A 24,851-nucleotide genomic window follows, 5' to 3' on the forward strand; every position below is an offset into this window, starting at 1 on the left:
TCAATTGTAGTGCCGGATGCGGCGACCAATTGCCTGGCCGAGCGCTTCGCGCACGCTCTCGATGGTGATGCGGTCAAAGACCTGCTGAAAGAAACCAGCGACGATCGCGCGAATCGCCTCGTTGCGAGTGAGTCCGCGCGCGCGGAGATAAAATATCTGGTCGTCGTCCACTCGGCCCGCTGTGGCGCCGTGCGTGCAGCGCACATCGTCGGCTTGGATTTCGAGGCCGGGTATCGAGTCGGCGCGCGATTCCTCGGAGAGCATCAGATTGTCGTTGCGCTGATATGCGTCGGTCTTTTGCGCGTTGGGGTCGACCTTGATCATCCCTCGCCAAACCACGCGTGAGGCGTCTTGCAGCCCGCCCTTGTAAAGCAAATCACTGTGGCAACCTGGCGCTTCGTGGTGCTGCAAGGTGTGATAGGAGAGATGCTGCTTGCCCTCGGTGAACATGACGCCGTTCACCTGGGCGCTGGCGCCTTCACCGGCCAATGCCACGTGCTGGTTGACCTTGGCCAACCGGCTGCCAAGTGCGCCAATGGTCCATTGCATGCTGGCGTCGCGCGCGAGGATCGCCTTTTGATGAGCGAAGTGCCAGACGCCGGGTCCCCAATTCTGCAGATTGACATAGCGCAGTCGCGCGCCAGACCCCACGAAGATTTCGATCGCCCCGCAGTGCAAGCCAGATTCGGCGCCCCCCGCCTGTTCGGCGAGCAAGGTCACTTCGGAGTCGTCTTCGAGGATGACCAATGTGTGGCCGAAGTCGACGCCGGCATCGACCAGGGCCGAAAAAATATGCAGCGGTTGTTCAATGACCACGCCGCGCGGGACATACAGCAATGTGCCGCCCGACCAGGCGGCGCCGTGCAACGCGGCGAATTTGTCGGCGCCCGGATTCACCGCGCGGGTGAGCAAATGACGCCGGATCAGGTCGCCGTGCGTATGCGCTGCCGCTTCGAGGCTGCCAAAATAAACGCCACGACTGGAATCGGCCGCGTTCAGTTCCTGCCGCACGATCGCGCTGCCGTGCGCTACGGTGCGTCCGCCCAGTTCGACGCCTTGCGATAACAGCGGCTCGGCGCTGGGTTCCGACGCGGCGGAGTCCAACGGAAAGGCAAAGCGATCGAGCCGCAACATGCGGACATCGGTGCGCCGCCACTCTTCCTCGTTGCGCGACGGCACGGGCAACTCTTCGAATTTTCTCCACGACTGGCGGCGCAGGTCGACAAGCCATTCGGGCTCGCGGCGCGCGGCCAAAAACGCTTCAAACGCCTCGGTCGTAAAGCCGGCGCGGGCCAAAGTTTCCGGCATGGAGTTCTCTTGGACAACGAAAAGGTAGGAGTGAACTGAGGACAACCCAGCGGCGACGTGTCGGCGCTATCAGTGTGGCGCCAGATCCGCGCCGGCTCGCGCTGACGCGTTGACTAACCGACCGAACCTTCCATTTGCAGTTCGATGAGTCGATTCATCTCGATGGCATATTCCATGGGCAGCTCTTTGACGAGCGGCTCGATGAAACCATTGACGATCATCGTGCTCGCTTCGGGCTCGCTCAGCCCGCGACTTTGCAGATAGAAGAGTTGCTCTTCGCCGATGCGCGAAACGCTGGCCTCGTGGCCGAGCATCACGTCTTGCTCGTCGACTTCGATATAAGGATAGGTGTCGCTGCGGCTGTGGGGATCCAAGATGAGCGCGTCGCAAACGACATTCGACTTCGACTTCTTGGCGCCTTTGTCGATCCTCACCAGACCGCGATAGCTGGCGCGGCCGCCGTTCTTGGAGATCGACTTGGAGATGATGCGGCTCGACGTGTGGGGCGCCGAATGCACCACCTTGGCGCCGGCGTCCTGATGCTGACCGGCCGAGGCAAAGGCGATGGAAAGAATCTCCCCGCGCGCTCCCGGTTCGAGCATGTAGACCGCGGGATACTTCATGGTCAGGCGGCTGCCCAGGTTGCCGTCGACCCATTCCATGACCGCGTTCTCATACGCCACGGCGCGCTTGGTGACCAGGTTGTAGATGTTGTTGGCCCAGTTCTGGATGGTGGTGTAGCGGCAACGCGCGTGCTTTTTGACGATGATCTCGACCACCGCCGAGTGCAGGCTCTCGCTGGAGTACATCGGGGCGGTGCAGCCCTCGACATAGTGAATTTGGGCTCCCTCGTCGACGATGATCAACGTGCGCTCGAACTGTCCCATGCTCTCGGCGTTGATGCGGAAATACGCCTGCAGCGGAAACTCGATCTTCACCCCCTTGGGGACATAGATGAACGAACCGCCAGACCAGACCGCCGAGTTGAGCGCCGCGAATTTGTTGTCGGTCGGTGGAATGATCGTGGAGAAGTATTGCTTCACCAGATCGGGATACTCGCGGATGGCGGTGTCGGTATCGGTGAAGATGACTCCCTTCTCGGCGAGGTCTTCACGCAGCGAACCGTAGACGACTTCGCTCTCGTACTGCGCCTTGACGCCCGACAAAAACTTGCGTTCGGCCTCGGGGATGCCGAGCCGATCGAAGGTCTTCTTGATGTCGTCCGGAACTTCATCCCAGGTGCGCCCCTGGCCTTCCGACGGCTTGATGTAGTAATAGATGTCGTTGAAGTCGATTCCGCTGAGCGAACCGCCCCAGAGCGGCATCGGCTTGGAATTGAAGATTTCCAGGCTCTTCAAGCGAAAATCTCGCATCCACGCCGGCTCTTGCTTCATTTCCGAGATCTGATTGACGATCTCGGCGTCGAGCCCTTTGCGGCTCTTGAAGACATAATGCTCGGGATTGCGAAAGTCGTACTTGTTGATCTCGCCGAGCCCGACTTCGAATTGATCTTTCAGATCGGACGCCATGATCGTAGCTCGTGGGTTAACGCCTTCGGCATCTGTCGCCATCGGCAACTTTGTTCGTTCGTTTTGTAGGGGGGGGGACGGCAGCAATCGTGGCCGCGCTCCGTAGCTACGCAGACCCGCAGCTAAGCGACCGCTTCTACCTTTTGCATCGACTGGTTGTCGGTCGCCGCATCGGGATATTGCGCTCGAATGCGATCGTAGCCTTGCTGGTGCAACTCCTCCGCCAGTTCGGCGCCCCCGGTCTCGACAATGCGGCCGCCCAGCATCACGTGGGTGAAGTCGGGGCGGTTGTATTCCAATAGTTTGTCGTGGTGAGTGATGATCAGGATGCCCATGTCCTTGCCGCCGATCTCCGCGATGCTTTGGCTGGCCAATCGCACGGCGTCGACATCGAGCCCGCTGTCGGTCTCGTCGAGAATGGCGAACTTGGGCCGCAGCATGGCCATTTGCAGAATCTCGGCCCGCTTCATCTCGCCCCCCGAGAAACCATCGTTGACGTAGCGTTTGGCAAACTCCGCGTCGATCCGCAACTGCTCCATCTTCGAACGCAACTCCTTGCGAAAGTCGCGCATCGGAATCAAATCTTCACCTTCCTTGCGATCCGGATTGCGCACGTTGGTGGCCGCGTGGCGGAGAAAATCGGCCATCTTGACGCCGGGGATCGACATGGGGCGCTGAAACGCGAGAAACACTCCAGCTCGGGCGCGCTGATCGGGTTCCATCGCCAGCACGTCCAGCGTTTGACCGTCGGCGGTAGTCAGTTCCACTGTGCCGCTGGTCACCTCGTAGCCCGGATGCCCCATGATGGCATAGCCGAGCGTGCTTTTGCCCGACCCGTTGGGCCCCATCAAGGCATGCACCTCGCCGCGCTGAATTTCTAGATTCACGCCGCGGAGGATCGGCTTGCCATCGACCGAGACATGCAAATCTTTGATGCGGAGAGTTTCTTTCATCGTTCAATTACTTTGATTAGCCGGTGATTTTCTGGTGATCGGTGACGGGCTCCACTTCGAGCGTGGAGACAAAGCCGCTGTGGTGCGGAATCGGCAAGTCGTCTTCCAGTTGCTCGCCAAGCTGGCCCGCGGTCCCCAGCCAACCCAGGGAGGTCACACTGGCGCGCTTCTTCGAGATCCGATGCCCTTTGATCTTGTCTTGAATGCGCATCAACCCTTCGAGCAGGGCTTCGGGTCGGGGAGGACAGCCGGGCACGTACACATCGACCGGAACCACCAAGTCGACACCCTTGACCACGTGATAGCCGTATTTGAAATACGGTCCGCCACCGACCGTGCAAGCCCCCATGGCGATCACGTACTTGGGATCGGGCATGAGGTTGTACAAGCGGCGAACGCGGCTCGCCATTTTGTAGGTGACCGTGCCGGCCACAATCATCAGATCGGCCTGGCGCGGGGTGGCGCGAAAGGCGCCGGCGCCAAAGCGATCCATATCGAAGCGGCTGGCGCCCGCCGCCATCATTTCAATGGCGCAACAGGCCAAACCAAACGTCATCGGCCAAATGCTCGACTGGCGGGCCCAGTTGATGGCCTGTTCGACCGTCGTCGTGATGACGTTCTCTTCAAAACGCCCTTCAATCCATGGCTTGGTCATAGCGAATTTACCTGGCGGGGGACCGTAACTTACGATTGAGTCCCCTGTTATATCGAAATCTCAATTGGTCTGAAACTGGCAACACGCATGGCCATCGAGCCGACACTGCGACAGCCGGACAGGCTCGGACAGCAAATCGGCAAACAACATCCGCTCCACCGCGCAAATGCCTCGATCCTGCTCCGCCAACTGCGGATAAGGGCAATCGTGAGCGCTGAGCACCGGCAGGCCGCCGGAGTCATCCACCGAAAACGGCACCCCGCGATCGGTGAATAGCTGCTTGACCGACTCCATTCGCTCAGTCAGGTTCGCGCCATGCACCTGCGAACGATAATTGGCCGCCAACGATTGAGTCACTCGCGACAATAGTCCCTTCCGCACTTCAGGGTCTTTGACGGCGCGAATCTCCTGCCACAACGCGACCGCCAAATCCGCGAAATTGGAGCCAGCCTGTCGGCGAGCCTTCTCGGTCAGCGAATACCGATGACTAGGCCGGCCGCGCTGCGAGGGAGTCACGTTTCGCTCGATCAGGCCTTCCGCCATGAGTCGATTCAAACGCTGCCGAATCGCAGTTGGCGTGACCGAATTGGCTTCGGCCAGCGAAGACACGGTTTGTGCCCCGGTTACCCGCAAAACGTCGAGTAACTTGCTATCGGTCTCGGTCGTGTTGCGGTATGTGCTCATGTCTCACTGCAATGATACCAGTTTGCTCATTTTTGACAATTATATATGCGAAAAATAGGGCCCGGCACGTAACACGTTGCTTAGCAAGGCCTTGTATGGTGGAATCGGTGCCCGTAACGATCGCAGTGGGGGCGCTTTCGATGGGACCATCGCACGTGAGTGATTGCCGCTGGCTTTCGTCAAATCTCGCCCTATTCCGGCGTTTTCGCCACGTCGCGATTTCACTCTTCGGTTGCCACTGGCTACTGCCAGGCGAACAGGCCCGGGCCGCGGAGGGTGGCGGCGGCTGGGAACAAGCGGTCGATCATGCCTTTGGCCAATGGCTGGTCACACCGATCAAGTCGGTGCTGTTCTTCGATCTGGGGCGTATTTACACCTGGGCCACCGGCGAGCAACTCTCCACCGAGATCCCGCTGGTGCTCTTTTGGTTGATGGCGGGGGCGATCTATTTCACTCTGCAACTTCGACTGATTAACCTGCGCGGGTTCTGGCATGCCGTGCGACTGACCAAGGGAGACTACGACGATCCCGCTGACGCCGGAGAAGTGTCGCACTTCCAGGCGCTCAGTTCGGCGTTATCTGGGACGCTGGGACTCGGCAACATCAGCGGAGTGGCCATTGCCATCGCCGCCGGGGGCCCGGGGGCGATTGTGTGGCTCAATCTGGCGGGGCTAGTGGGCATGAGCAGCAAGTTCGCCGAATGCACGCTCGGACAAATGTATCGGCGTATCGACCGATCGGGGGTCGTGGCGGGCGGTCCCATGTACTATTTACGCGAGGGTCTTGCCGCACGTGGCTGGCCACGCGCGGGAATGGCGCTTGCCGCTTTGTTCGCGGTCATGTGCATGGGAGGATCGGTGGGGGGTGGCTGCGCGTTTCAGGTGAATCAATCGCTGGCCGTGGTTCGCCAGCAGATATCGTTCTTCGATCGGTTTCCCGCGGCTTACGGCGCGATTTGCGCGTTATTGGTGGGACTGGTCATCGTGGGAGGCATTCGGCGCATCGCATTGGCGGCGGAACGAATCGTGCCATTCATGTGCGGCCTGTACATCATGGCGGCCGCGGTGATCATCGCCATGCACGCCTCGCGGATCGGGCCGGCAATTCAGGAGATCGTCTCTGGGGCGCTGCGACCCGCAGCGATCTATGGCGGCTTTTTGGGCGTGATGGTGCAAGGAATCCGCCGAGCCGCCTTCTCGAACGAGGCGGGCATCGGTTCGGCGTCGATCGCCCATTCGGCCGCGCGGACCAACGAACCGGTGCGAGAGGGTTTCGTGGCGCTGTTGGAGCCCTTTATCGACACCGTGGTGGTATGCAGTGTGACTGCTCTGCTCATCGTGATTACCGGCGTCTACAAGCAGCCAGGACAGGCCCAAGGCATGCTGCTCACCAGTGAGGCATTTGGGACGGTCGCCGATTGGTTTCCAGCCATGCTGGCGGTAATCATGGTGCTGTTCGCCTATGCGACCATGATTACCTGGGCCTATTACGGCGAACGCTGCTGGGCGTTTCTATTTGGCCAACGCAGCGCGATTGTGTTTCAATTAATCTTTCTGGCGTTCGTCGTGCTGGGGTCGATAGTCACCGCGGAGCATGTGCTCGATTTCGGCGACATGATGATCTTTTCGATGGCGATCCCCAACTTGATTGGCGTGGTGGCGCTAGGCGGCGAGGTGCGCCGCGCCCTCGACGATTATTGGCGGCGTTACCAAGCTGGCGAGTTTGAGCCTGGCCAAGGGTGATTGTTTTTGTGAGCCAAGAGCAAGCCAACTCAGCGACTCGAAGGGACAACACCGCCGCGCGGCCCAGCGGAAGCTATTCGTTGGCAGAGCTGTTGCTGGCGCTCACGGCGTTCGCGGCCGCCTTTGGCGTTTTACAATCGGCGCGGTTTGATGTGGACCAAAGCAACGATTCGATCGTGACGTTGGCGATTATCTTGGGAGCGTTCACCGGGGCCGCATTAGGTGGCGGCGCTGCCTGGGCCGTGGGCCGGACCCGACGAGCAACACTGCTGGCAATTGCACTGGGAATGGCGGTCGGCGGAATGGGGGGCGCGATCGTCGGAATGCGGATCTCCATGATTCGTGTGGTGGTAGCCGCCGCGCTGGTGTGCGGCGCCGCCATTGTCTTGAGAATCACGTCGCGCCCGTGATCGTGGCTCGCTCCCACCGTTATTCCGCCACGGGCGCAACTTCCTTTAACAACGCCTCAATTTTGTCGCTCATGATGCGCGGCCCCTGCTGCTTGTTCCAGGTCAGTTCGCCTTCCCAAGCGTAGCGCACGTTGCCTGCCCGATCGATCAAGTACATGCTTGGCCACCAACGATTGCGCCATGCCGCCCAAATCTTGGATTCGTTGTCGATGGCGATGGCATGCCGGAAGCCAACCTCCTGGACCTTGGCCCGCACATTGGCCAGGTCGCGCTCGGCCTGCGTTTCCGGAGTGTGAACGCCAACCATCACGAAGTCTTGGCGATCCTTGAAACGGTCGTGCCATTTCAGGTACTTGTCGTGGTCATGGATGCAATTAGAACAGCCAAAGGCCCAAAAATGGACCAGCACAACCTTGCCTCGCAAGTCGGAGAGCTTGAGCGGCTTGGAATTCAGCCACTCGGTAACCCCTTCAAACTCCGGCGCCGGAAGCTTGCCCTCTTGCGGATTCTGCGCCACTGCCGTGCTGGCCAAGGCGAGTGCAACGGCCGCAATTGCGAGCACTGCGAAACTACGCATGAATACATGCCTTATGTCGCCGCTTCGAAGTCCGACGCAACCATTGGGTCAATTCTCGGCCAGACGATTCTTGGCGCACGGCTTCGCCTGGTTGTTCCCCACCGTCGCGCCACTGGTTAAAAACTAACACGCTTGGCGCAAGCCACCTAGCGATGATGCGAACTATTCAGCCCGGCGCAATTCCATGGACCCAACGACGGCACGCTGGTTAGTCGCCGGATCGGCCGCCACCTTCGTGTTGAGCTTGGCTGTGCTGCCGGCAGTCGTCGTGTGGATTCCGGCCGATTACTTTGTGCGCGATCCTCGCCGGCCCGTCAGCCCGCTTGCTCGCCATCCTATGCTGCGCGTGTCGTTTCTCGTGGTGAAAAACGTCGCCGGAGGATTGCTGTTTCTGGCTGGCGTTTTGATGCTGTTCACGCCCGGCCAAGGCATCCTGGGCATGCTCGCCGGACTTTGGCTGATGGACTTTCCCGGCAAACGCAAACTGGAACGGCGGCTGGTCGGCCGCCCAGCGGTGCTGCGCTCGCTGAACGCGCTGCGAGCGCGGTTTGGCCGGCCGCCTTTGGAGAGCCCACGAGACGACGTGGATTTGCAGCCTGGGTAGTGAGAGTCGGGTGCCCTGGAATCGCGGCGTCGCCTCGCTCGCGGCGACCCTATTAATCGAAGGCCTCGGCGACCACCTGCCAGCGCTGTTGGCTGTCTTGTTCCAGCACGAAATACAATGGTTCGGGCTGCGTTTCGACCTGCACCAGCATCTGACTGGGATGACACTGGAAGAGTGCGAAATAGCGATTGTTGTCGGCGGCGGAAATGAAGCTCAGTTCCACCTGTCGCAACTTCTGGGAACTATCGTTCCAATGGGCCTTGCCGACTCGCTCGAACATCGTCTGATAGGCGCGAATCACCGCGCGACGATCGGTGACCAGGTCCTTGTTGCGTTCGCCGGTGGGCGACAGCGCATAGTCTCGTTTCAGCAGTTCCGACCCTGCCTTGATCGTCACGCGGGGGGCGTAGTGCTGTCCCATTTCCTCGGCATTGGCGCTGAGAAACGCGTTCCAAAACGCATGCGCGACTTGGGTGCTCGTGGATTGCTCAGCGCCGCGCGTGGCCGTGGACCATGCCAGCACAACGACGCATACACTCAAGCCACGACAGCAAAGAGCAAAGCGGCTCATCATCTTGCCAGGCCCGTTCGAATGGCCATGATCGCCGCGGCGTAATGGCACAACAACCAGCCAAATTCGCCGCGGCCCCTTGTCTGAAAATGGATGGATAAGGGACTGCCTGTGTTTACCGACCGGAACGCGGCGGTTGCCGGCAGCCTTGAGACAATAAATCGGCCAAGCGGACCCAGTTCCCAAATATTTTTGGGTGGCGATCGGACGTGGGTCCAATGAAAAATCGCTCATCGAGCGCGGCCAAATTGCGGGCGGAGCGCTGGCTATTGGCCTATTATCTGTCAGGCACGACGACTTGCGCCCAGGGAGAACGAGGCGCTGCTCTGCAAGCGACGGTTGCTCCACGCTCACGACGTTCAAGTTCAGCCTGGAGACTACTTATCCTTGCCAGCACCCGCCGGGCGAGGCGCCGCAGCGACCGTACAACCGCCGAACTGGCATCGACTGTGCTATTTTGGCCGGTCGTTGTCGAGGCAAGTTGGGCGCTGTGCTTACGTCGAAGCAACGGTCGCTTGACGACGCGCGCGCTGTCGATTCAACTCCTAGGCGGCTTTGACTTCGCCGGCCGCTCGCCACGTTTGCCAAGCACCGCGTGACGCCAGGATTGCTCCTATGTGCGGAATTGTCGCTGTTCTGTCGCCGCGCGAACCAGTCAACCCCGCGGCCTTGTCGCGGGCAACGGCCGCGCTGCACCATCGCGGCCCAGACGGCCAGCGGCAGTGGCTTTCGGCGGACGGATCCATCGGGCTGGGGCACGCGCGATTGTCGATCATCGACCTGACAACTGGCGACCAGCCGATCGCCAATGAGAATGAGCGGCTCCACATTGTGGTGAACGGCGAATTCTACGGCTACGAGCCGATTCGCCAGGAGTTGATCGAGCGCGGCCATCAACTGCGCACGCAAAGCGACAGCGAAATCGCCTTGCATCTCTACGAAGAACTAGGCACAAGCTGTCTCAAACGGCTGCGCGGGGAGTTCGCCCTGGCGCTGTGGGACCAGGAAAACGGCCTGCTCTTCGCGGCCCGCGATCGTTTTGGCGTCAAGCCGCTCTATTGGGCCAAAGTGGGAGACACGGTCTATCTTGCTTCGGAGGCCAAGGCGCTATTCGCGGCGGGCGTGCCGGCGCGCTGGGATCACGAGTCGTATTTTCAGGCGATGCACGTCTATTTCGATCAGGATCGCAGCCTGTTCGAGGGGGTCCGTCAGGTGCCGCCTGGCTGCTATCTGCTGGCGACGCGCCAGCATGTGCAAATCGTGCGGTACTGGGACTTCGATTATCCGTTGGCCAGCGAATTGGCGAACCCGGCGCCAGATCAGGAATATGTCGAGCGGATGCGCGATGCGCTCGACGAGTCGATCCGCATTCGTCTCCGGGCCGACGTGCCGGTGGGATGCTATCTCAGCGGCGGCATCGACTCCTGCGCCATTCTCGGCATCGCGTCGCAGCATCACCCGCAGCCAATCGAGGCCTTCACGCTCTGCTTCGACACCGCTGCGTTCAACGAGGAGGTGGTGGCCGAAGAAATGGCGCGGCACGCGGGCGCCAACTTTCATCCACTGTTCGTCAACCAGACCAAGCTGGCCGATCACTTCGCCGATGCCGTCTGGCACAGCGAAACCATCACCGCCAATCCCCACGGTGTGGCCAAGTTTTTGCTGAGCGAGTTGGTGCGCGACTACGGCTACAAAGTGGTGCTGACAGGCGAAGGGTCTGACGAAATCTTGGGCGGCTACGCGCATTTTCGCCGTGACTTGTTGCTCTACAACAGCCAAGGCCAAGACCCGGCTGTGGTGCAGGCGCTCTTGGCCAAATTGCACGACGAGAACGAAGTGTCGCGCGGCATTCTGTTGCCCAGCGGATCGCCTCTTTCCATGGAGAGCGTTTCGCGGCGTTTGGGTTTCGCCCCTTCCTGGCTCGAAACTCGATCGGCCAACGCCGTACGTTATCGCAAGTTGTTCCGAGCGCCGTTCATGGCGGAGTTCGCCGAGCGCGACGCTTTTCAGGTGTTCCTCGACCGGTTCGATGTCGACGGTCAGCTTGCCGGTCGTGATCCGGTGAACCAATCGCTCTATCTCTGGACCAAGTCCATGCTCCCCAACTACCTGCTCAACATGCTGGGCGATCGCATGGAGATGGCGCATTCGATCGAGGGACGGGTGCCGTTTCTCGATCATCATGTGGTCGAACTGGTCAAGTCGCTCCCGGTATCGCTCAAGATTCGCGACATGACCGAGAAGTTCATCTTGCGCGAGGCGGCCCGGCCAGTGCTCACCGATACCGTGTACCGCCGCCAGAAGCACCCGTTTTTGGCGCCGCCGTCGGGCCTTGATCCCGGCGGCCGACTAAACCAGTTGATGAACGACGTGCTGCGCGGACCGGCGCTCGATCAGCAGCCATTCTTCGATCCCGCGGGCGTGCGCGTGCTGCTCGACAAGATGCCGACGCTGGAGCCGTCCAAGCGCAGTGGCGCCAGTTACTTGTTGACGCTGGTGCTCAGCACCTGCGTGCTGGGCGAGCGATACCGGCTGTAGCACAGGCAGCTAAGCGGCGTCGCTGCGGCGCCGCATTTCTCCTAGCTCAATGCCTTCGCCGAAGTAGTATTTGCGCGCTTCTGGGTTTTCCAGGACTTCTTGCGGAGAGCCGTGGCACAGCACGCGGCCGTCGCGAATCACATAGCTGCGGTCGGTGATCTGCAGCGTCTCGCGCACCTGATGGTCGGTGATCAAGATCGAGATGCCGCGCTCACGCAGATTGCGAATAATCTCCTGAATGCTGGCGATGGTCACCGGATCGATGCCGGTGAACGGCTCGTCGAGCAAGATGATGCGCGGCGTCGACACCAGGCAGCGAGCGATTTCCAACCGCCGCCGCTCGCCCCCCGAGAGCGACATCGCCAGGCTCTTGCGCAGCTTGGTGATTTTGAACTGATCGAGCAACTCATCGCAGCGGGCGATGCGGTCGGCGCGTTCCATGCCGAGCATTTCCATGACGCCGAGCAAGTTGTTTTCGACCGTCAGCTTGCGGAAGACGCTCGATTCCTGCGCCAGGTAGCCCATACCGCCGTCGCGCGCCCGGCGATACATGGGCCAGTTCGTCACGTCGTGCTCGCCCAGCGTTACCCGCCCCGCGTTGGGCTGGATCATGCCGCAGGTCATGCGAAAGCTGGTCGTCTTGCCGGCGCCGTTGGGCCCCAACAGCCCGACAATCTCGCCCTCGTCGACATCAAAATCCACGCCGTTGACCACCGTCCGCCGGCCATAAACCTTGACCAGTCCTTCCGCCTTCAACAACGTCATGCCGCAAACTCCCAGGGGCGGTTCGGTGGTACGCGTTACGCCATTTGACCGCTGGCGGCAGCGGCGATCTCGCCGGCTGGCAACCGCTGCCCCAAGACCTCGACCGCCAATGCGCGATAGTCTTCGGCGCCGTGCGAGTCGGGGGCGTAATCGAAGATGGTGCGGCCAAAGCTCGGCGCCTCGGCCAAGCGAATGTTGCGCCGCACACGGGTATGAAACGGCCGCGCGTCCATCCACGGCGTGCGCCGATCGCGCGACGCGGCGAAGAACTCCTCAATGTCGCGACTTACTTCTTGCGCCAGCCGCGTCGAGGCCTCGTACATGCAGAGCACGATTCCGGTCACGCGCAGTCGTGGATTGAGTCGTTTGCCCACCAAAGTGATCGTTTCCAATAGCTTGCTCAAGCCATGCAACGCCAGAAAATGCGGTTGCAGCGGGATAAACACTTCTTCGACCGCGGCCAACGCGTTGATGGTCAGCACGCCAAGCGACGGGGGGCAATCGATCACCAGATAGTCGAACTGCTGGTGATCCTCTTCCAACTTGTCGCGCAAGATCATCTCGCGGCCCACCACGCCCGCCAGTTCCACTTCGGCAGCGGCCAGGTCGATGTGCGACGGGACGGTCCACAGGTTGTCCCGTGAGAGGGCGCGCACCTCGGCCAGCGGGGTGTCGCCCGTAAGCACATGATAGATCGAAGGCGTGTCAACGTCTGGCATGAGCCCCACATGCAGGCTGGCATGCGCCTGCGGGTCGAGATCGACCAGCGCCACGCGTTGATCGGCGGCGGCGAGCGCGGCGCTGAGGTTGACGGCGGTCGTCGTTTTGCCGACGCCCCCCTTTTGATTGATGATGGCGATCCTTCGCATGCTGGCCCTTGCCTGGCGGAGAGCGGGGGAGTGAGACACATCCGTGTGCTGGCGGCCATTATAGGGGTCTTTGGCGCGCTGGACCTAGACCATTGCGCCACGAGCGGCGGCGCGCCCCCCGTTGGAACATTCTTGCGATTGGGATAAAAAAGGGTCGCTAGCATGTGGGGCGCCAGTAGGCTGGGTCGGGAGTTGCCGAATGCGGGTGATTGTGGAGCGCGACCGTGGGCAGGTGGCCCGGCGGGCAGCCAGTTTCGTGGCCGAGTTGATACGGCGTAAGCCGACCTGCGTGCTGGGGCTGGCGACGGGCGGCACGGTGCTCGACATGTACGCCGAACTGACTCGCATGCACCGCGACGAAGGACTCGACTTTTCCCGCGTCGTGAGCTTCAACCTCGACGAGTATGTTGGACTGAGTCCCACGCATTCGCAGAGTTACCGCTACTTCATGCAGCGGAATTTCTTCGATCAGGTCAATATCGACGTGCGGAACACTCATGTGCCGGACGGTCGCGCGCTCGACTTCGAGGCGCATTGCGAGCAGTACGAAAAGCTCATCAAGGAGGAAGGGGGCATCGACTTGCAGGTCTTGGGCATCGGCACCGACGGTCACATCGCGTTCAACGAGCCCGGTTCGTCGCTGGGCAGCCGAACCCGACTCAAGACTCTGGCGCCGGAGACAATCGCCGACAATGCGCGGTTTTTCACGGGCGCCGAAGAGGTGCCGCGGTTGGCGATCACCATGGGGGTCGGCACCATTCTGGAGTCGAGGCGCTGCCTGTTGTTGGCCACGGGACCGGCCAAGGCCAAGGCGATTCGCGACACGATCGAAGGACCGGTGACCGCGCAGGTCACCGCGTCGGCGCTGCAACTGCATCGCGAGGTGGTGGCCGTGGTCGACGACGAGGCGGCCCGCCTGCTCGAACGGCGCGACTATTACCTGCAAGTCGAACAGGCCCAATCGCTATTGCGCAGCGGCCAGATTGCCGGCATGCTGCGAGCCACCTGACGCCGCCCAGTTCAGCTCGCCTCCCCCAGCATTTGATCGAGCGCGACCAGCGCCGTGGACCAGGGTGGACGCGATTCGAGATAAGTGCGCCACCAGGCCCAAAGTGGGGCGGCATGCGCTTCGCGCGCCGGGCCACTCCAGGCGCGAAGCGCTTCGCCGGTAAGGCCCTCGCTGGCCACGCACAATTCCACTTCGGCGCCGGCGGACAGTACCAGTGGAATCAGCGCCAGGCCGCCGATCTGAGAGGCGCGTGCCGACGGCAGCGGTTCGCTGAAACGCGGCAGATCGAGGTTGAGTTGCGTCAGCAGCCAGACCATCCTCAAGACTTCCGGCAGCCGAGGGTTGCCATCGGCGAGCACTGCTTCTAGCGAAATGGCGTTGTACGCCGCATGCGCCAATCCGCCGCCGCCGACGACTGGCAGCACCAGCACCGCCAGCGCCGACTCGGCGATGAAGCCGGGGTCGGTCCAGCGCTCGACCACATTCATCATGCCGGGGCCGCGCGCCTCCCACTGCATGCGCAGCGGCGATACGCGCAGCGGCAGTTCGTCTTCGAGACGAGGCGCTACCGACGCCATTGCCCGTTCAACATCGTCGAGCATGCGAACCAACGGGCGTTCCATTGGTTCCATCGCCGCTCGACCATGCGTCTTGGCCAGGATCGATCGAGCCAGTTCCAAGTTGCCTGCAACCTGCGCGGAGAGTGGTAGCAAGTGGCTGGCAAAGCGATCTGGGTCGCAACCGGTGGTCTGCGCCCAGCCGAACAGCGCCACGGCCGAGTCGCGGATCGCCGCTTCGACCGCCGAGTCGGCAAACGGCAGTCGCTGATAGGCACGCCATGCGGCGCAAAAGCCACTGGCCGACGCGCTAACTTGCCAGGTAATTGATGTGCTCATGGGCTGTGCTCGTGATGGGGTGACTCAGCGGCGCGCCAGCATCGCTAGCAAGCCGCCTCGCCAGGTTGCCAGGCGCGTGAAGCTGCGGACGTTTGCCATAAGAGTAGCGACCCGGCAAAGACAATTTGAGCGGTCTTGTTGCTGGGACGATGAATCAATAGCATCCGCATCCTCCTTATCTTCACTATCTCGGGCGAACTCGCCGCGATCGGAAAGGATTCCTCGAAATGGCGCTCCACCTGTCGGAACTGGCCGCGCTGGTTGGCGGCTCCGTGTTGGGTGAAGCCGATCCCATCATTGCCGGCGCGCGTGTGCTGTGCGAGGCCCAGCCGGGCGACATCACCCTGATCGATCACATCGACAAAACGCCAAGATTGGCGGAGTGTCGAGCGGCCGCTGCGATCGTCCCCGCCAATGTCACTAGCGCCGCGCTGCCGGCGATCGCCGTGGCTGACGTGCATGCCGCTTTTGGAACCTTGGTCAGCGCGTTTCGCCCGTCCCGCACGGCGGGCCGTCATGGCGTGCATCCCTTGGCGCATGTCAGTCCTTGGGCGCGCGTCGCCGACGGCGCAGAGATTGGCCCAGGGGCGACCATCGACGACGATGTGGAGATTGGAGCGGGCACGATCATCCATCCCGGCGTGCGCGTTTTGGCCGGCTGCCGCATCGGCTCGCACACGGTGATCTACCCGAATGTCGTGCTCTACGAAGACACTCACGTTGGCGATCGCGTCATCATTCACGCGGGGGTGGTAATTGGCGCGTTTGGCTTTGGCTATCGGCAGGCCGCTGGGCGACACCAACTCACCGCGCAACTGGGACATGTGCGTATTGAGAACGAGGTGGAAATCGGCGCCAACTCCACCATCGATCGTGGCAGCTATGGCGCCACCGTGATCGGCGAAGGGACCAAGATCGACAACCAGGTGCAAGTTGGCCACAACTGCCAGATCGGCAAACACAACCTGCTCTGCGCGCAGGTCGGCATCGCCGGCAGCACTTCGACCGGCGACTATGTGGTCATGGCTGGGCAGGTCGGCGTGCGCGATCACGTGCATATCGGCGCCGGTGCGGTACTGGGCGCGATGGCCGGCGTGATTAACGATGTGCAAGCCGGCACGCGGATGATCGGCATTCCGGCGACGCCAGAGCGCGAGCAAAAGTTGAAGCTCGCGGCGCTGGCCAAGTTGCCCGAGATGCGCAAAGACTTGAAGGCGCTGACCGCGAAAGTGGCCCAGTTGGAAGCCAGCGCCGCCAGCGCGCCGCGCGACGAACCACGCGTGCGCGGCGAGGCGGCCTAGCTCGAAAAGTTCTTGATGGCGACGCTACAATCCACAATTCGCCCCGCCCGCTTGTCGACTGCTCAACAGGCGAGCGCGCCCGCGCAGAATCTGCGAGTGGGCGTGTTGGCCGGCTGGGGACGCTATCCCTTGATTGTGGCCGAAAAGCTGCGCGCCGCCGGATTCCGCGTTTATGGGCAAGGAATCAAGGACCACGCCGACCCGGAACTGGCCAAGCTGTGCGACGAGTTTCATTGGGTCGGGCTGGGCAAATTCGGCAGCGCGGCGCGCTGGTTTTGTGAACACGACGTGCGCCAGGCCACCATGGCCGGCAAGGTCCATAAGGTGGTGTTGTTCCAGCCGGCGGTTTGGCTGCGGCATCTGCCCGACTGGCGCACGATCCGCTGCTTTTGGCCGCATTTTGTTTCCGCTCGCAAAGACAAAAAGGACGACACGCTGTTGTCGGCAGTCATCGAGGCGTTTGCCATGGATGGAATACATTTCGCGCCGGCGACCGATTTTGCGCCGGAGCTGTTGGTGCGTCGCGGCTTGTTGACTACCGGTCGGCCCACGGCCGCGCAATTGAAAGACATTGCGTTCGGCTGGCAGATGGCCAAGGAGATGGGGCGGCTGGACGTGGGCCAAAGCGTGGTGGTCAAAGGGCAGGCGGTGTTGGCTGTCGAGGCGATTGAAGGAACCGACGAGTGCATCTGCCGAGCGGGAAAACTGTGTCGCGCCCGGGAGTTCACCGTGGTCAAGGTGGCCAAGCCGCAACAAGACATGCGATTCGACGTGCCGACCATCGGCGTCGGCACGCTGCGCACCATGGCCGAAGCGGGCGCGCGCGTGCTGGCCATCGAGGCCGGCAAAACAATTGTGCTCGACGAGCCCGAAGTGGTTAAATTCGCCAATCGCCACGGCTTGATCGTGGTGGCCTGCGACGAAAGCGGGCATTTCTAAAAGCACGGCCGCGGTCGGTTGGTCTTGGTTGTTTCCGCTGGGTGGCGATAAAATAAAAGCCGGGGATGGAGCTAGCCCGGCGGTTTAGGGGGACCGAAACATCATGGCGATCGACACGTACACGACGGACGGCGTCGAATTGCATTTCAGCCGAGACGAGGCGGGCCTGGTGGCCGAAGGGCTGCGGGCGCTGCTCAATTGTCGGCGATTCGGAATCAAGGAGCCGTATGAGGACATGCGGCAGACGCACGCACAGCTTTTCGAACTCGTGGATCGAGTCGAAAGCCAATTGAAGCTGATCCGGTAGGCTCGCATGTCGAGACGCGCTGCCGCGCTGGTTGGGATCTTGCTGTGCTGTTGCGCGTGCCTGTGGCCATGCGGCAGCGTCGCTGCGGAACCTGACTCGCCGCATGAAGCGGACGAGACGACGTCGGCCCAGCGGCTTCCCAAGCCGCTCAAGCGGTACAAGGGGCGCGTGATCGCGCCGACCATGACCTTTCATGGCGCGCCGTGGCTGACGCGCGCGGAGCGGGCCCAGGAAGAAGACACGCCCAAGCTGCTCGAAGCGCTTGCGGTGCGGCCCGGCCAGACCGTTTGCGACATGGGCTGCGGCAACGGCTATTACACGATCGAGTTGGCGCGCCGCGTCGGGCCGCAAGGGCGCGTGCTGGCGGTTGATATCCAACCCGAGATGCTGCACCTGTTGTCAGAGCGGGCCAAGGCCGAAGGCCTCAAGAACATCGAGCTGATCGAGAACACGCCGATCGATCCCAAGCTGCCGGCCAACAGTTGCGATCTAATCCTGCTGGTCGACGTGTATCACGAGTTCGCCTATCCGGTCCACATGCTCGAGGCCATGCGCCAAGCGCTCAAGCCGGACGGACGCATCGCCTTGGTGGAGTTTCGGGCCGAGGACCCCACGGTGCCGATCAAGCCGCTGCACAAGATGAGCAAGCGGCAAATACTGAAAGAATATCCGCCCAACGGCTTCCGACTGGCCGGCGAGTTCGATGAATTGCCGTGGCAACACCTGATGTTCTTTGGTCGCGACGAAACAGACGAAGAGAAGTCGCAGCCACCGACCGACAACGAATAACCGCCTTCCTGTCAGCGCCGAGCCACCTATGCGCTGGCGCGGGCAGCCTCGGCGTCGACCTCGGCGGCGGCATCCTCCGCGTTTTCGATCGGTCCCGCGTCGAGATCGGCATGGCTGATGATGTCTGCCACTTCGCGTCGGCTGAACAGATAGACGATAAAGCCGATCAACGCGTTAAAGAGCTGAATCAACCGATAGGCCACCGCGATCTTGAGCACCTCTGTCGTGGTGGGATGCACCATGGCTGGCACATGCTTGTATAGGACGTCGAGCGCGGTCTCGAACGCGCCGAGTCCCATCATCGGCAATGGCGCGGCGCTGGCCACCATCGCCAGCGGCACCACCACAAACTGCTCGGCCAATGTCGGCACCGTACTGCACAGCCCCTTGGCAATGCAATAAATGCCAATCGTGGCCAGCGAGTGTACTAGCACCGTCAACACGCTCACCCAGGCCAACACCCCCAGCCGTGTGCGATAGATGCGCACCGCCTGGATCAGCTTGCCCATGATGGGGCCAATCCGCGGCAGGCCGGCGAGCAACTTGGAAAGCTTGCCATCGGTGAAGCCCGGCACCAGCAACATGATGATGCCAACGCCGCCAATAATCGACGAGAGCCAACTGAGCCACGAGATCGCCTGGACCTCGGGCACCTGAGAGTCCATCAGGCCGTTCGCCCAGATGGCGATGGCCGACATGACAAACAGGATATAGAGGCCAATCACTCGATCGATGAACACGGTGGCCACCGCCTCGGCCCGATGGTGCTTGGCCTCGCGAGCGATGAACACCGCGCGGAAGAAGTCTCCCCCCACGCTGCCCAGCGAGACGAAATTGAGCAGATAACCAAGAAAGCCCAGGCGAAAGGCGTCGCGCAAGCGGAATGGAATATCGAGGGCGCGAACCAAGTAGTACCAGCGAACGATAGTGATGACCAGGCAGCCAAAGGTGGCGAGCCAGCCTGCGGCGAGCCAGTCCCAATGGCGCGGCCCTTGGTTCCAGTCCAACCCTTTGCTGGCGGCATCCGCCATCGCCTTGTCGATAAGCCACCAGATCAAGGCGCCACTGGCGGCAAACTTGGCGAGGGTGAGCAGGATCTTTTTGGCCAAGGGGCAGGCTCCGTCGTTGCCGTCATCAGTTCGATGCGTTGCGGCAGGGACTATCGCAGCGCGTTTCGCGAGCGCGGCAACACTCCGCAGGCGGGGACCGCGGCGACCGTCGCAGCGCCATGGCCATCGCAGCGGCGGGCGGCTCGATTTCTGATAACCACGACTGTACGCAAGTCTTTGCGCCGCTTCAAGGTCAGCGCCGCGAACCGAATGCGTCCACCGAATATCGCTCGGCATGTTCCTGGCAATTCGCGGCTCGAAAAACTCGATCGCCCGCTGCCCGTGGCGGCTGGCCGGGGAGCGGTGAGCGGGTTTTCGGAGCTTTCGGAGTTTTCGGAGTTTTCGGAATCGAGAAACGAGTTCGTGGCCAGTGGAATGTGGTTATGGGTTGGGGAAGAAAAAAACGCGGGCCGCTGTGATTCGCCTCTCTTTGTAAGCGCTTTGCCTTCGCCGGGTGGTTGGTCCAAGATAAGGCGCCAATCGACCCACAACCGCCTGGGCCAGCGCCATGCCCGTCCCCCGCTCGTTTCAGCAAGAAATTGTCTCCGTCTTTGGCCAACCGGTGGCCGAGAACCCCACCGCCTACATGATGGAGAAGGCGTTTGCGCACCACGGCCTCGACTGGCGCTATCTGACGCTGGAGGTTTCGCCCGCGGGGTTGGCCGACGCGGTGCGTGGCCTGCGGGCGATGGGCTTTCGTGGCGGCAACCTCACCATTCCGCACAAGGTGGCGGTGATCGAGCATCTGGATCGGCTGAGCGACTCGGCCCGGTTGATTGGCGCGGTCAACTGCATCGTGCGCGACGGCAACGAACTGGTGGGTGAGAACACCGACGGCAAAGGTTTCCTGCAATCGCTCGGCGAGGTCATCGACCCGCGCGGCAAGTCCATCGCGGTGCTGGGGGCCGGCGGCGCGGCGCGGGCCATCGCCGTGGAACTGGCGCTGGCCGGCGCGGCCAAGATCATTGTTGTCAATCGTCATGCGGATCGCGGCCGGGCGCTCGTCGAGCATTTGCAGAAAGCTACGCCGGTCGCGGCGGAGTTCGTCGCGTGGCAGGATGAATATGCTGTGGGGCGCGAGACTGACATTTTGGTGAACGCCACGAGCGTGGGGCTGTTTCCCAAGGTGGATGAGCGACTACCGATCGATGTGGCCACGCTACAGCCCGGCCTGGTGGTGGCCGATGTGATTCCCAACCCACCCGAGACGCGGTTGCTCAAAGACGCCCAGGCCAAGGGTTGCACAACGCTCGATGGCCTGGGCATGCTGGTGAATCAGGGGGTGATCGGATTCCGGCTGTGGACCGGGATCGATCCCGATCCGCGGGTAATGCACGCCGCGCTGCGCGAGGTGTTTTGTTAATCAGCGCTGGATCTTTTTTGCGCATGCTCAACATACTTGGCGTCGCAGCGCCACGATAAACCCATGAAAAAGACAACCATGCACAACGATCATTGGCGGCCGAGACTCGGCGCCTTGGCCTGGGGGCTGTTGCTGCTGGCCTCGAGCGCGGCCGCTGGCGAACGCGGCATTAGCCTATTGGCCCGCGATTCTTTGATTGGCTGGGACGCGGCCTCTGCAGCGCCAACCGGCTGGACCATCGCCAATGGCGTCTTGAGCGGCGACGTCAACGCGGAACGACTCACCGCCGGCTGGACGCTGGGAGACTTTGAGTTGCATGTTCGCTGGAGCGTGGCCGATGGCGGGCAGATCAAATTCACGCTGCCGGCAACGCCGCCGATTGTGGGGCGCATCGCCGATCGATATATCGAACCGCGACTGTACCTGCTCTTGTGCGAGGGGAATGAGTGCGGACAGCTTTACGACGGCGAGCGATTGCTGGCCATGGTCGAACGAGCGGTGGCGCACAGCGAAGAGCATACGGCGGTCATCGCGCGGCGCGGCGATCAGCTTTCGCTAGCGATCGACGGCCAGCCGGCGTATACCGTCGCGGTCACGCCGGCGCGGTTGGGGCTGATGCTGTCGACGCCGGTCGGCAAGGCCGCGCTGCGCGAACTGCGATTGATCGAACCGGCCGGCGCGCCGCTGTTCAACGGCGAGAATCTGGACGGCTGGGAAACCAGCGATCCGGCCGGCGCCTGGATTGTCGAAGACGAACAGATTGTTTGCACCGGCAAAGGAGGCGATTACCTTCGCACTAAGCGCGAGTTCGGCAACTTCACACTCTCGCTAGAGTACAACCTCAGCCGGCGGGGCAATTCGGGCATTGGCATTCGCACACCGCCGGGGGGCTGGCCCTCGGGGGACGGCATGGAGTTGCAGCTTTATGACGAACGGCCAGAGACGCCGCTGAATCGACATTCGACGATGGCGCTCTACGGCAATCTGGAGCCGCTTGCCCGCGCCGAGAAGCCCGGCGAATGGAACCAGGCCGTGGTGCGCGCCGAGGGCTACATGATCTCGGCGTGGATCAATGGAGAGCTGGTGCAACATGCCAACACCTGGCGACTGCCAGAGCTAAAGCACCGCCACTTGAGCGGCTGGATTGGCTTGCAGAATCATCATTCGCCGATTCGCTTTCGCAATGTGCGATTGTTGGAGTCGCCAGCCGGATTAGGCCCCCCGGCATGGCGCGCTCCACGGCCCGAAAGCGCGGCGCAGATCGTGCTCGATCGACTCATGAACAGCGAGCGCCTGGCCCGACGCGACGGCATCGCCGCCGGCACAGTCGCCTCGCAATTGAAACAAGCGGGAAAACAGGTCGTCGCCGACCTTAAAGGGCCGGGCGCCGTGGTCGAAGTTGCGGCGATTTTTGATCAATCCAGCGCCGACGCGAGTGAAGCGGCGTTTTATTTTGATGGCGAAGCCGAGCCGCGACTCCGTTGCCGCCTGAACGAACTGGAACATCACGCCCCCCCGGTGAGCGAAGGCGGCCTGCCAACACAGACTTTCTTGACTTATCGCGACAGCTTGAAGGTGGTGGTCGACGCCAAAAGCGCGGGACGCTGCCGCGTGGATTATGTTTCGCTGCCCGGCGAATTGGTGATCGATTCGTTCCGCACGCCGACGAGCGGCATCGACCGCGGACTGCTGCCCGCCATCTCGTATCGACACGACCAAATGGATGGCGGCCGACACCGCGAGCGCGACCCTTATGCGTTGCTGACCGCCAAACCAGTGACGGTCATGCCTGGCCAGCGAGTGGAGTTGCTGTCGATCGACGGCGCGGGGTTGGTCGATTGGTGGAAGCTGATTGTTCCGCCAGCGGCGCTGGCCAACGACGATCTGACGCTCGCAGTGGTCGTCGATGGACAATCGGAGCCCGCCATCGCGGTGCCGGCGAGGTTGTTGTTTCCAGGGTTGGTGCAGGGGCGCGACTGGCACAATTTTGTATTGGTCAACAGCGAGGGGGCCACCCTGCGGCTGGCCATGCCGTTCGCCGAGGGGCTGAAGATTGTCGCGCATAATGTGGGGAGCGCTCCGATCGCGGGCGTGGGCGCCGCGGCCTCGGTGATCGGGTTGGAACAGCTTCGCCAGCCGATCACCGAATATGGCCGGCTGCGCGGCGTGTATACCAGTCACTTCAAGTCCGCGCTTGCGATCCCCGGGGCGGGTCGTCTGGCGGGCTTGATCTGCGCCGCGCCTTCGGGTCGAGACGCGAGCATCGAGTGGAAGCTGGACGGCGCGAGCCAACCGGTCATGCCGCTGGATATTTATCTTGGCGTGCGACTGGCGCGCGAAGCGCGTAGCTCGCTGGCCGGCACGGCGGGCGGAGTGGCGTGGCGTTATCCGCTACTGGCCCCGCCACAATGGAATAGCGCGGCGGAGATGCGGCTCAGTGGCGACGCGGCGCCCAAGCAGGCGCTGCTCTTGTACTACACGCAGCCGTGACGCAAATGCCTGCGCGCCGATGAAAGCTCAGGAGGCGGGAACCAGACTCGCCTGGGCGCCACGCGTGTAGGTGACGCCCCCCTTGGGAAAAACCGCGACGGCCGCCGATTCGCCGACGCGCGCCGACGCGTCGGCCAGCAGACGCCGCAGGTCTTGAAATTGGCGAATCAGCCCGAGCTTGCGACCGGTGTCGGGCTCCAACGCCTCGCTGTAGAGATAGATGTGGTTGCGGTGGAGCATTTGCAGGCCAAAGTGCGTCAAGAATTTTTGCTCGATCGGATCGAAGCGCTTCACCACGTTCACAAAACCCATAATGCGCTGCGGGCCGATCAGGTGCATCAGCCCGCGCATGGCGCCGTATGGAAGGGTGACGGGAGGCGTCGGCATGTCGCCGCGTCCCTCGTCGCAACGCGCGGCGGCGATGATCACACCGCCGGGCCGCGCGGCGAAGAAGGTGTTGCCGACGCACTTCATGCCTTGCCGTAGGTCGGCGTCGAACGGCGCCGAATTGGTGATCACCACATCGGCGGGTTCGGGCGTCTCGACCTCGGTATGCTCGCGCACGAAGTCGGCGCCGGCGCGCTGCGCCGCCAGGGGATCGCCGCAAAAGAAACGCACCGGCTGCACGTCGTGATTGAGCGCCGCGTTGATGATAAAGACTTCGCGTCCGCAGCGCGCCGCGGCTTCTTCCAGATCGAGCCGCATCGGCGAATCGTCGGGGCGAATGCCGACATAGTTGTAAGCGCGATGCGAGGCGCCTTGTGTGTGATTGTGGCCAATGGTGACGGCGCCGGCGCAGCCGGGCACCAGCATCTTGTAGCCGCCAGAAAAGCCAAGCAGCAGATGCGGTTCGATTGCGCCGAGCGCGACGATCAAATCGAACTCGGTAAGCAGCCGATTGAGCCAGACCGGAGTGCCGCGACTGGTGACGCCCCGTTCGACCAATGCCTGACGATCGAAGGCGTTGTGATTATGCCAGCGATGGCCAGACAAATTCTCGGGACCGATCTTGTGCTGGGCCTCTGCCTCGGTCATCGGCCGATGCACGCCGAGCGCGAAGAGTATCTCGATGTCGTCGCGCCGCGCGCCGGCGGCCAACAAAGCGTCGCGCACCGGTCGAAAGAATTGGGCCACTGGGGTGGGGCGACTCACGTCGTCGGCCACGATCAACACCCGCTTGCCGGCCAAGTCGCGATCGGCCAGCGGCGCCGCCGCAATCGGGCGGGCGAGCGACGCGCGGCAGAGAGTTTCGGCGTCGGTGGCCGGCGCCAGATCGGGAGGCGTGAATTCCCCGAGCACGCGCCAACGTGGCGGCAGATCAAGACTCAGGCGCCCGGCGCCCCAAGGCAGTTCGATGCGGTTTGCCATCTTCAGCCCGCTGTAATGCATGGATGCCAAAAGAAAGGCCCCGGGCACGTATGCCCGAGGCCAGTAGTTTACCGC

The 24,851-nt window shown here is 62.2% G+C and carries 23 protein-coding genes; 11 read left to right on the forward strand and 12 right to left on the reverse strand.

From position 1 onward, the window contains the following. From sufD to K1X71_02730, 5 genes are all read right to left on the reverse strand, one after another. Window positions 1-1,308, reverse strand: coding sequence for a Fe-S cluster assembly protein SufD (gene sufD, locus K1X71_02710; protein MBX7072034.1), 1,308 nt, complete (start codon window positions 1,306-1,308; stop codon window positions 1-3). Window positions 1,309-1,421: 113 nt separating this feature from the next. Further along, complete coding sequence (gene sufB, locus K1X71_02715) at window positions 1,422-2,837, reverse strand: Fe-S cluster assembly protein SufB (GenBank protein MBX7072035.1); 1,416 nt, start codon at window positions 2,835-2,837, stop codon at window positions 1,422-1,424. Window positions 2,838-2,959: 122 nt separating this feature from the next. Then, entirely contained in the window at window positions 2,960-3,790 is an 831-nt protein-coding gene (gene sufC, locus K1X71_02720) for a Fe-S cluster assembly ATPase SufC (GenBank protein MBX7072036.1), read from the reverse strand. 16 nt (window positions 3,791-3,806) lie between these two features. Further along, window positions 3,807-4,445 (reverse strand): NADH-quinone oxidoreductase subunit B, encoded by a 639-nt coding sequence (locus K1X71_02725; GenBank protein MBX7072037.1) that lies wholly within the window; start codon window positions 4,443-4,445, stop codon window positions 3,807-3,809. Window positions 4,446-4,505: 60 nt separating this feature from the next. Further along, window positions 4,506-5,129, reverse strand: coding sequence for a winged helix-turn-helix transcriptional regulator (locus K1X71_02730; GenBank protein MBX7072038.1), 624 nt, complete (start codon window positions 5,127-5,129; stop codon window positions 4,506-4,508). Window positions 5,130-5,284: 155 nt separating this feature from the next. Here K1X71_02730 and K1X71_02735 point away from each other — a divergent pair, with 155 nt between their 5' ends. Both K1X71_02735 and K1X71_02740 read left to right on the forward strand, forming a co-directional pair. Next, window positions 5,285-6,871, forward strand: a complete 1,587-nt coding sequence (locus K1X71_02735; protein MBX7072039.1) for an alanine:cation symporter family protein — start codon at window positions 5,285-5,287, stop codon at window positions 6,869-6,871. An 80-nt stretch (window positions 6,872-6,951) separates the two neighbouring features. After that, complete coding sequence (locus tag K1X71_02740) at window positions 6,952-7,281, forward strand: hypothetical protein (GenBank protein ID MBX7072040.1); 330 nt, start codon at window positions 6,952-6,954, stop codon at window positions 7,279-7,281. A gap of 19 nt (window positions 7,282-7,300) precedes the next feature. Here K1X71_02740 and K1X71_02745 read toward each other — a convergent pair whose 3' ends face one another. Further along, window positions 7,301-7,858: a redoxin domain-containing protein gene (locus K1X71_02745; GenBank protein MBX7072041.1), complete on the reverse strand. Its 558-nt coding sequence runs from the start codon at window positions 7,856-7,858 to the stop codon at window positions 7,301-7,303. Window positions 7,859-8,042: 184 nt separating this feature from the next. Here K1X71_02745 and K1X71_02750 point away from each other — a divergent pair, with 184 nt between their 5' ends. Beyond that, complete coding sequence (locus K1X71_02750) at window positions 8,043-8,462, forward strand: hypothetical protein (protein ID MBX7072042.1); 420 nt, start codon at window positions 8,043-8,045, stop codon at window positions 8,460-8,462. A gap of 52 nt (window positions 8,463-8,514) precedes the next feature. On the opposite strand, the gene K1X71_02755 is transcribed toward K1X71_02750, so the two are convergent. Further along, entirely contained in the window at window positions 8,515-9,003 is a 489-nt protein-coding gene (locus K1X71_02755; GenBank protein ID MBX7072043.1) for a hypothetical protein, read from the reverse strand. Between the two features lie 645 nt (window positions 9,004-9,648). On the opposite strand from K1X71_02755, the gene asnB reads away from it, so the two are divergent. Beyond that, entirely contained in the window at window positions 9,649-11,571 is a 1,923-nt protein-coding gene (gene asnB / locus K1X71_02760) for an asparagine synthase (glutamine-hydrolyzing) (GenBank protein MBX7072044.1), read from the forward strand. Window positions 11,572-11,580: 9 nt separating this feature from the next. Here the strand turns inward: asnB and lptB are convergent, their stop codons facing one another. Next, window positions 11,581-12,336, reverse strand: coding sequence for an LPS export ABC transporter ATP-binding protein (gene lptB, locus K1X71_02765; protein MBX7072045.1), 756 nt, complete (start codon window positions 12,334-12,336; stop codon window positions 11,581-11,583). Between the two features lie 35 nt (window positions 12,337-12,371). After that, window positions 12,372-13,205, reverse strand: coding sequence for an AAA family ATPase (locus tag K1X71_02770; GenBank protein ID MBX7072046.1), 834 nt, complete (start codon window positions 13,203-13,205; stop codon window positions 12,372-12,374). A 199-nt stretch (window positions 13,206-13,404) separates the two neighbouring features. Between K1X71_02770 and nagB the strand changes: the two genes are divergently transcribed. Beyond that, window positions 13,405-14,214 carry a glucosamine-6-phosphate deaminase gene (nagB, locus tag K1X71_02775; GenBank protein ID MBX7072047.1) on the forward strand — a complete coding sequence of 270 codons (810 nt, stop codon included), beginning with the start codon at window positions 13,405-13,407 and terminating at the stop codon, window positions 14,212-14,214. A gap of 11 nt (window positions 14,215-14,225) precedes the next feature. Here the strand turns inward: nagB and K1X71_02780 are convergent, their stop codons facing one another. Beyond that, a complete protein-coding gene (locus K1X71_02780; protein ID MBX7072048.1) occupies window positions 14,226-15,110 on the reverse strand; it encodes a hypothetical protein in 885 nt (294 codons plus the stop codon). A 227-nt stretch (window positions 15,111-15,337) separates the two neighbouring features. Here K1X71_02780 and lpxD point away from each other — a divergent pair, with 227 nt between their 5' ends. From lpxD to K1X71_02800, 4 genes are all read left to right on the forward strand, one after another. After that, a complete protein-coding gene (gene lpxD / locus K1X71_02785) occupies window positions 15,338-16,411 on the forward strand; it encodes a UDP-3-O-(3-hydroxymyristoyl)glucosamine N-acyltransferase (GenBank protein ID MBX7072049.1) in 1,074 nt (357 codons plus the stop codon). Window positions 16,412-16,426: 15 nt separating this feature from the next. Beyond that, a complete protein-coding gene (gene lpxI / locus K1X71_02790) occupies window positions 16,427-17,350 on the forward strand; it encodes a UDP-2,3-diacylglucosamine diphosphatase LpxI (protein MBX7072050.1) in 924 nt (307 codons plus the stop codon). A 103-nt stretch (window positions 17,351-17,453) separates the two neighbouring features. Then, window positions 17,454-17,657: a hypothetical protein gene (locus K1X71_02795; GenBank protein ID MBX7072051.1), complete on the forward strand. Its 204-nt coding sequence runs from the start codon at window positions 17,454-17,456 to the stop codon at window positions 17,655-17,657. Between the two features lie 6 nt (window positions 17,658-17,663). After that, window positions 17,664-18,446, forward strand: a complete 783-nt coding sequence (locus tag K1X71_02800) for a class I SAM-dependent methyltransferase (GenBank protein ID MBX7072052.1) — start codon at window positions 17,664-17,666, stop codon at window positions 18,444-18,446. A gap of 26 nt (window positions 18,447-18,472) precedes the next feature. On the opposite strand, the gene K1X71_02805 is transcribed toward K1X71_02800, so the two are convergent. Next, window positions 18,473-19,555 (reverse strand): flippase-like domain-containing protein, encoded by a 1,083-nt coding sequence (locus K1X71_02805; protein ID MBX7072053.1) that lies wholly within the window; start codon window positions 19,553-19,555, stop codon window positions 18,473-18,475. A 508-nt stretch (window positions 19,556-20,063) separates the two neighbouring features. Here K1X71_02805 and aroE point away from each other — a divergent pair. Both aroE and K1X71_02815 read left to right on the forward strand, forming a co-directional pair. Further along, window positions 20,064-20,918, forward strand: a complete 855-nt coding sequence (gene aroE, locus K1X71_02810; GenBank protein ID MBX7072054.1) for a shikimate dehydrogenase — start codon at window positions 20,064-20,066, stop codon at window positions 20,916-20,918. Between the two features lie 63 nt (window positions 20,919-20,981). Continuing rightward, on the forward strand, window positions 20,982-23,408 hold the full coding sequence (locus tag K1X71_02815) for a DUF1080 domain-containing protein (protein MBX7072055.1): 2,427 nt from the start codon (window positions 20,982-20,984) through the stop codon (window positions 23,406-23,408). 27 nt (window positions 23,409-23,435) lie between these two features. Here the strand turns inward: K1X71_02815 and larA are convergent, their stop codons facing one another. Continuing rightward, window positions 23,436-24,776, reverse strand: coding sequence for a nickel-dependent lactate racemase (gene larA / locus K1X71_02820; GenBank protein MBX7072056.1), 1,341 nt, complete (start codon window positions 24,774-24,776; stop codon window positions 23,436-23,438). Window positions 24,777-24,851 lie beyond the last annotated feature (75 nt).

It is taken from the genome of Pirellulales bacterium, from assembly GCA_019694455.1.
Classification (GTDB): Bacteria; Planctomycetota; Planctomycetia; order Pirellulales; family JAEUIK01; genus JAIBBY01.

What these genes read in the sequence shown, in the direction of transcription:
- sufD (MBX7072034.1), bottom strand. Translation starts at nt 1,308, where the DNA reads ATGCCGGAAACTTTGGCCCGCGCCGGCTTTACGACCGAGGCGTTTGAA.
- sufB (MBX7072035.1), bottom strand. Translation starts at nt 2,837, where the DNA reads ATGGCGTCCGATCTGAAAGATCAATTCGAAGTCGGGCTCGGCGAGATC.
- sufC (MBX7072036.1), bottom strand. Translation starts at nt 3,790, where the DNA reads ATGAAAGAAACTCTCCGCATCAAAGATTTGCATGTCTCGGTCGATGGC.
- K1X71_02725 (MBX7072037.1), bottom strand. Translation starts at nt 4,445, where the DNA reads ATGACCAAGCCATGGATTGAAGGGCGTTTTGAAGAGAACGTCATCACG.
- K1X71_02730 (MBX7072038.1), bottom strand. Translation starts at nt 5,129, where the DNA reads ATGAGCACATACCGCAACACGACCGAGACCGATAGCAAGTTACTCGAC.
- K1X71_02745 (MBX7072041.1), bottom strand. Translation starts at nt 7,858, where the DNA reads ATGCGTAGTTTCGCAGTGCTCGCAATTGCGGCCGTTGCACTCGCCTTG.
- K1X71_02750 (MBX7072042.1), top strand. Translation starts at nt 8,043, where the DNA reads ATGGACCCAACGACGGCACGCTGGTTAGTCGCCGGATCGGCCGCCACC.
- asnB (MBX7072044.1), top strand. Translation starts at nt 9,649, where the DNA reads ATGTGCGGAATTGTCGCTGTTCTGTCGCCGCGCGAACCAGTCAACCCC.
- lptB (MBX7072045.1), bottom strand. Translation starts at nt 12,336, where the DNA reads ATGACGTTGTTGAAGGCGGAAGGACTGGTCAAGGTTTATGGCCGGCGG.
- K1X71_02770 (MBX7072046.1), bottom strand. Translation starts at nt 13,205, where the DNA reads ATGCGAAGGATCGCCATCATCAATCAAAAGGGGGGCGTCGGCAAAACG.
- nagB (MBX7072047.1), top strand. Translation starts at nt 13,405, where the DNA reads ATGCGGGTGATTGTGGAGCGCGACCGTGGGCAGGTGGCCCGGCGGGCA.
- K1X71_02780 (MBX7072048.1), bottom strand. Translation starts at nt 15,110, where the DNA reads ATGAGCACATCAATTACCTGGCAAGTTAGCGCGTCGGCCAGTGGCTTT.
- lpxD (MBX7072049.1), top strand. Translation starts at nt 15,338, where the DNA reads ATGGCGCTCCACCTGTCGGAACTGGCCGCGCTGGTTGGCGGCTCCGTG.
- lpxI (MBX7072050.1), top strand. Translation starts at nt 16,427, where the DNA reads ATGGCGACGCTACAATCCACAATTCGCCCCGCCCGCTTGTCGACTGCT.
- K1X71_02795 (MBX7072051.1), top strand. Translation starts at nt 17,454, where the DNA reads ATGGCGATCGACACGTACACGACGGACGGCGTCGAATTGCATTTCAGC.
- K1X71_02800 (MBX7072052.1), top strand. Translation starts at nt 17,664, where the DNA reads ATGTCGAGACGCGCTGCCGCGCTGGTTGGGATCTTGCTGTGCTGTTGC.
- aroE (MBX7072054.1), top strand. Translation starts at nt 20,064, where the DNA reads ATGCCCGTCCCCCGCTCGTTTCAGCAAGAAATTGTCTCCGTCTTTGGC.
- K1X71_02815 (MBX7072055.1), top strand. Translation starts at nt 20,982, where the DNA reads ATGAAAAAGACAACCATGCACAACGATCATTGGCGGCCGAGACTCGGC.
- larA (MBX7072056.1), bottom strand. Translation starts at nt 24,776, where the DNA reads ATGGCAAACCGCATCGAACTGCCTTGGGGCGCCGGGCGCCTGAGTCTT.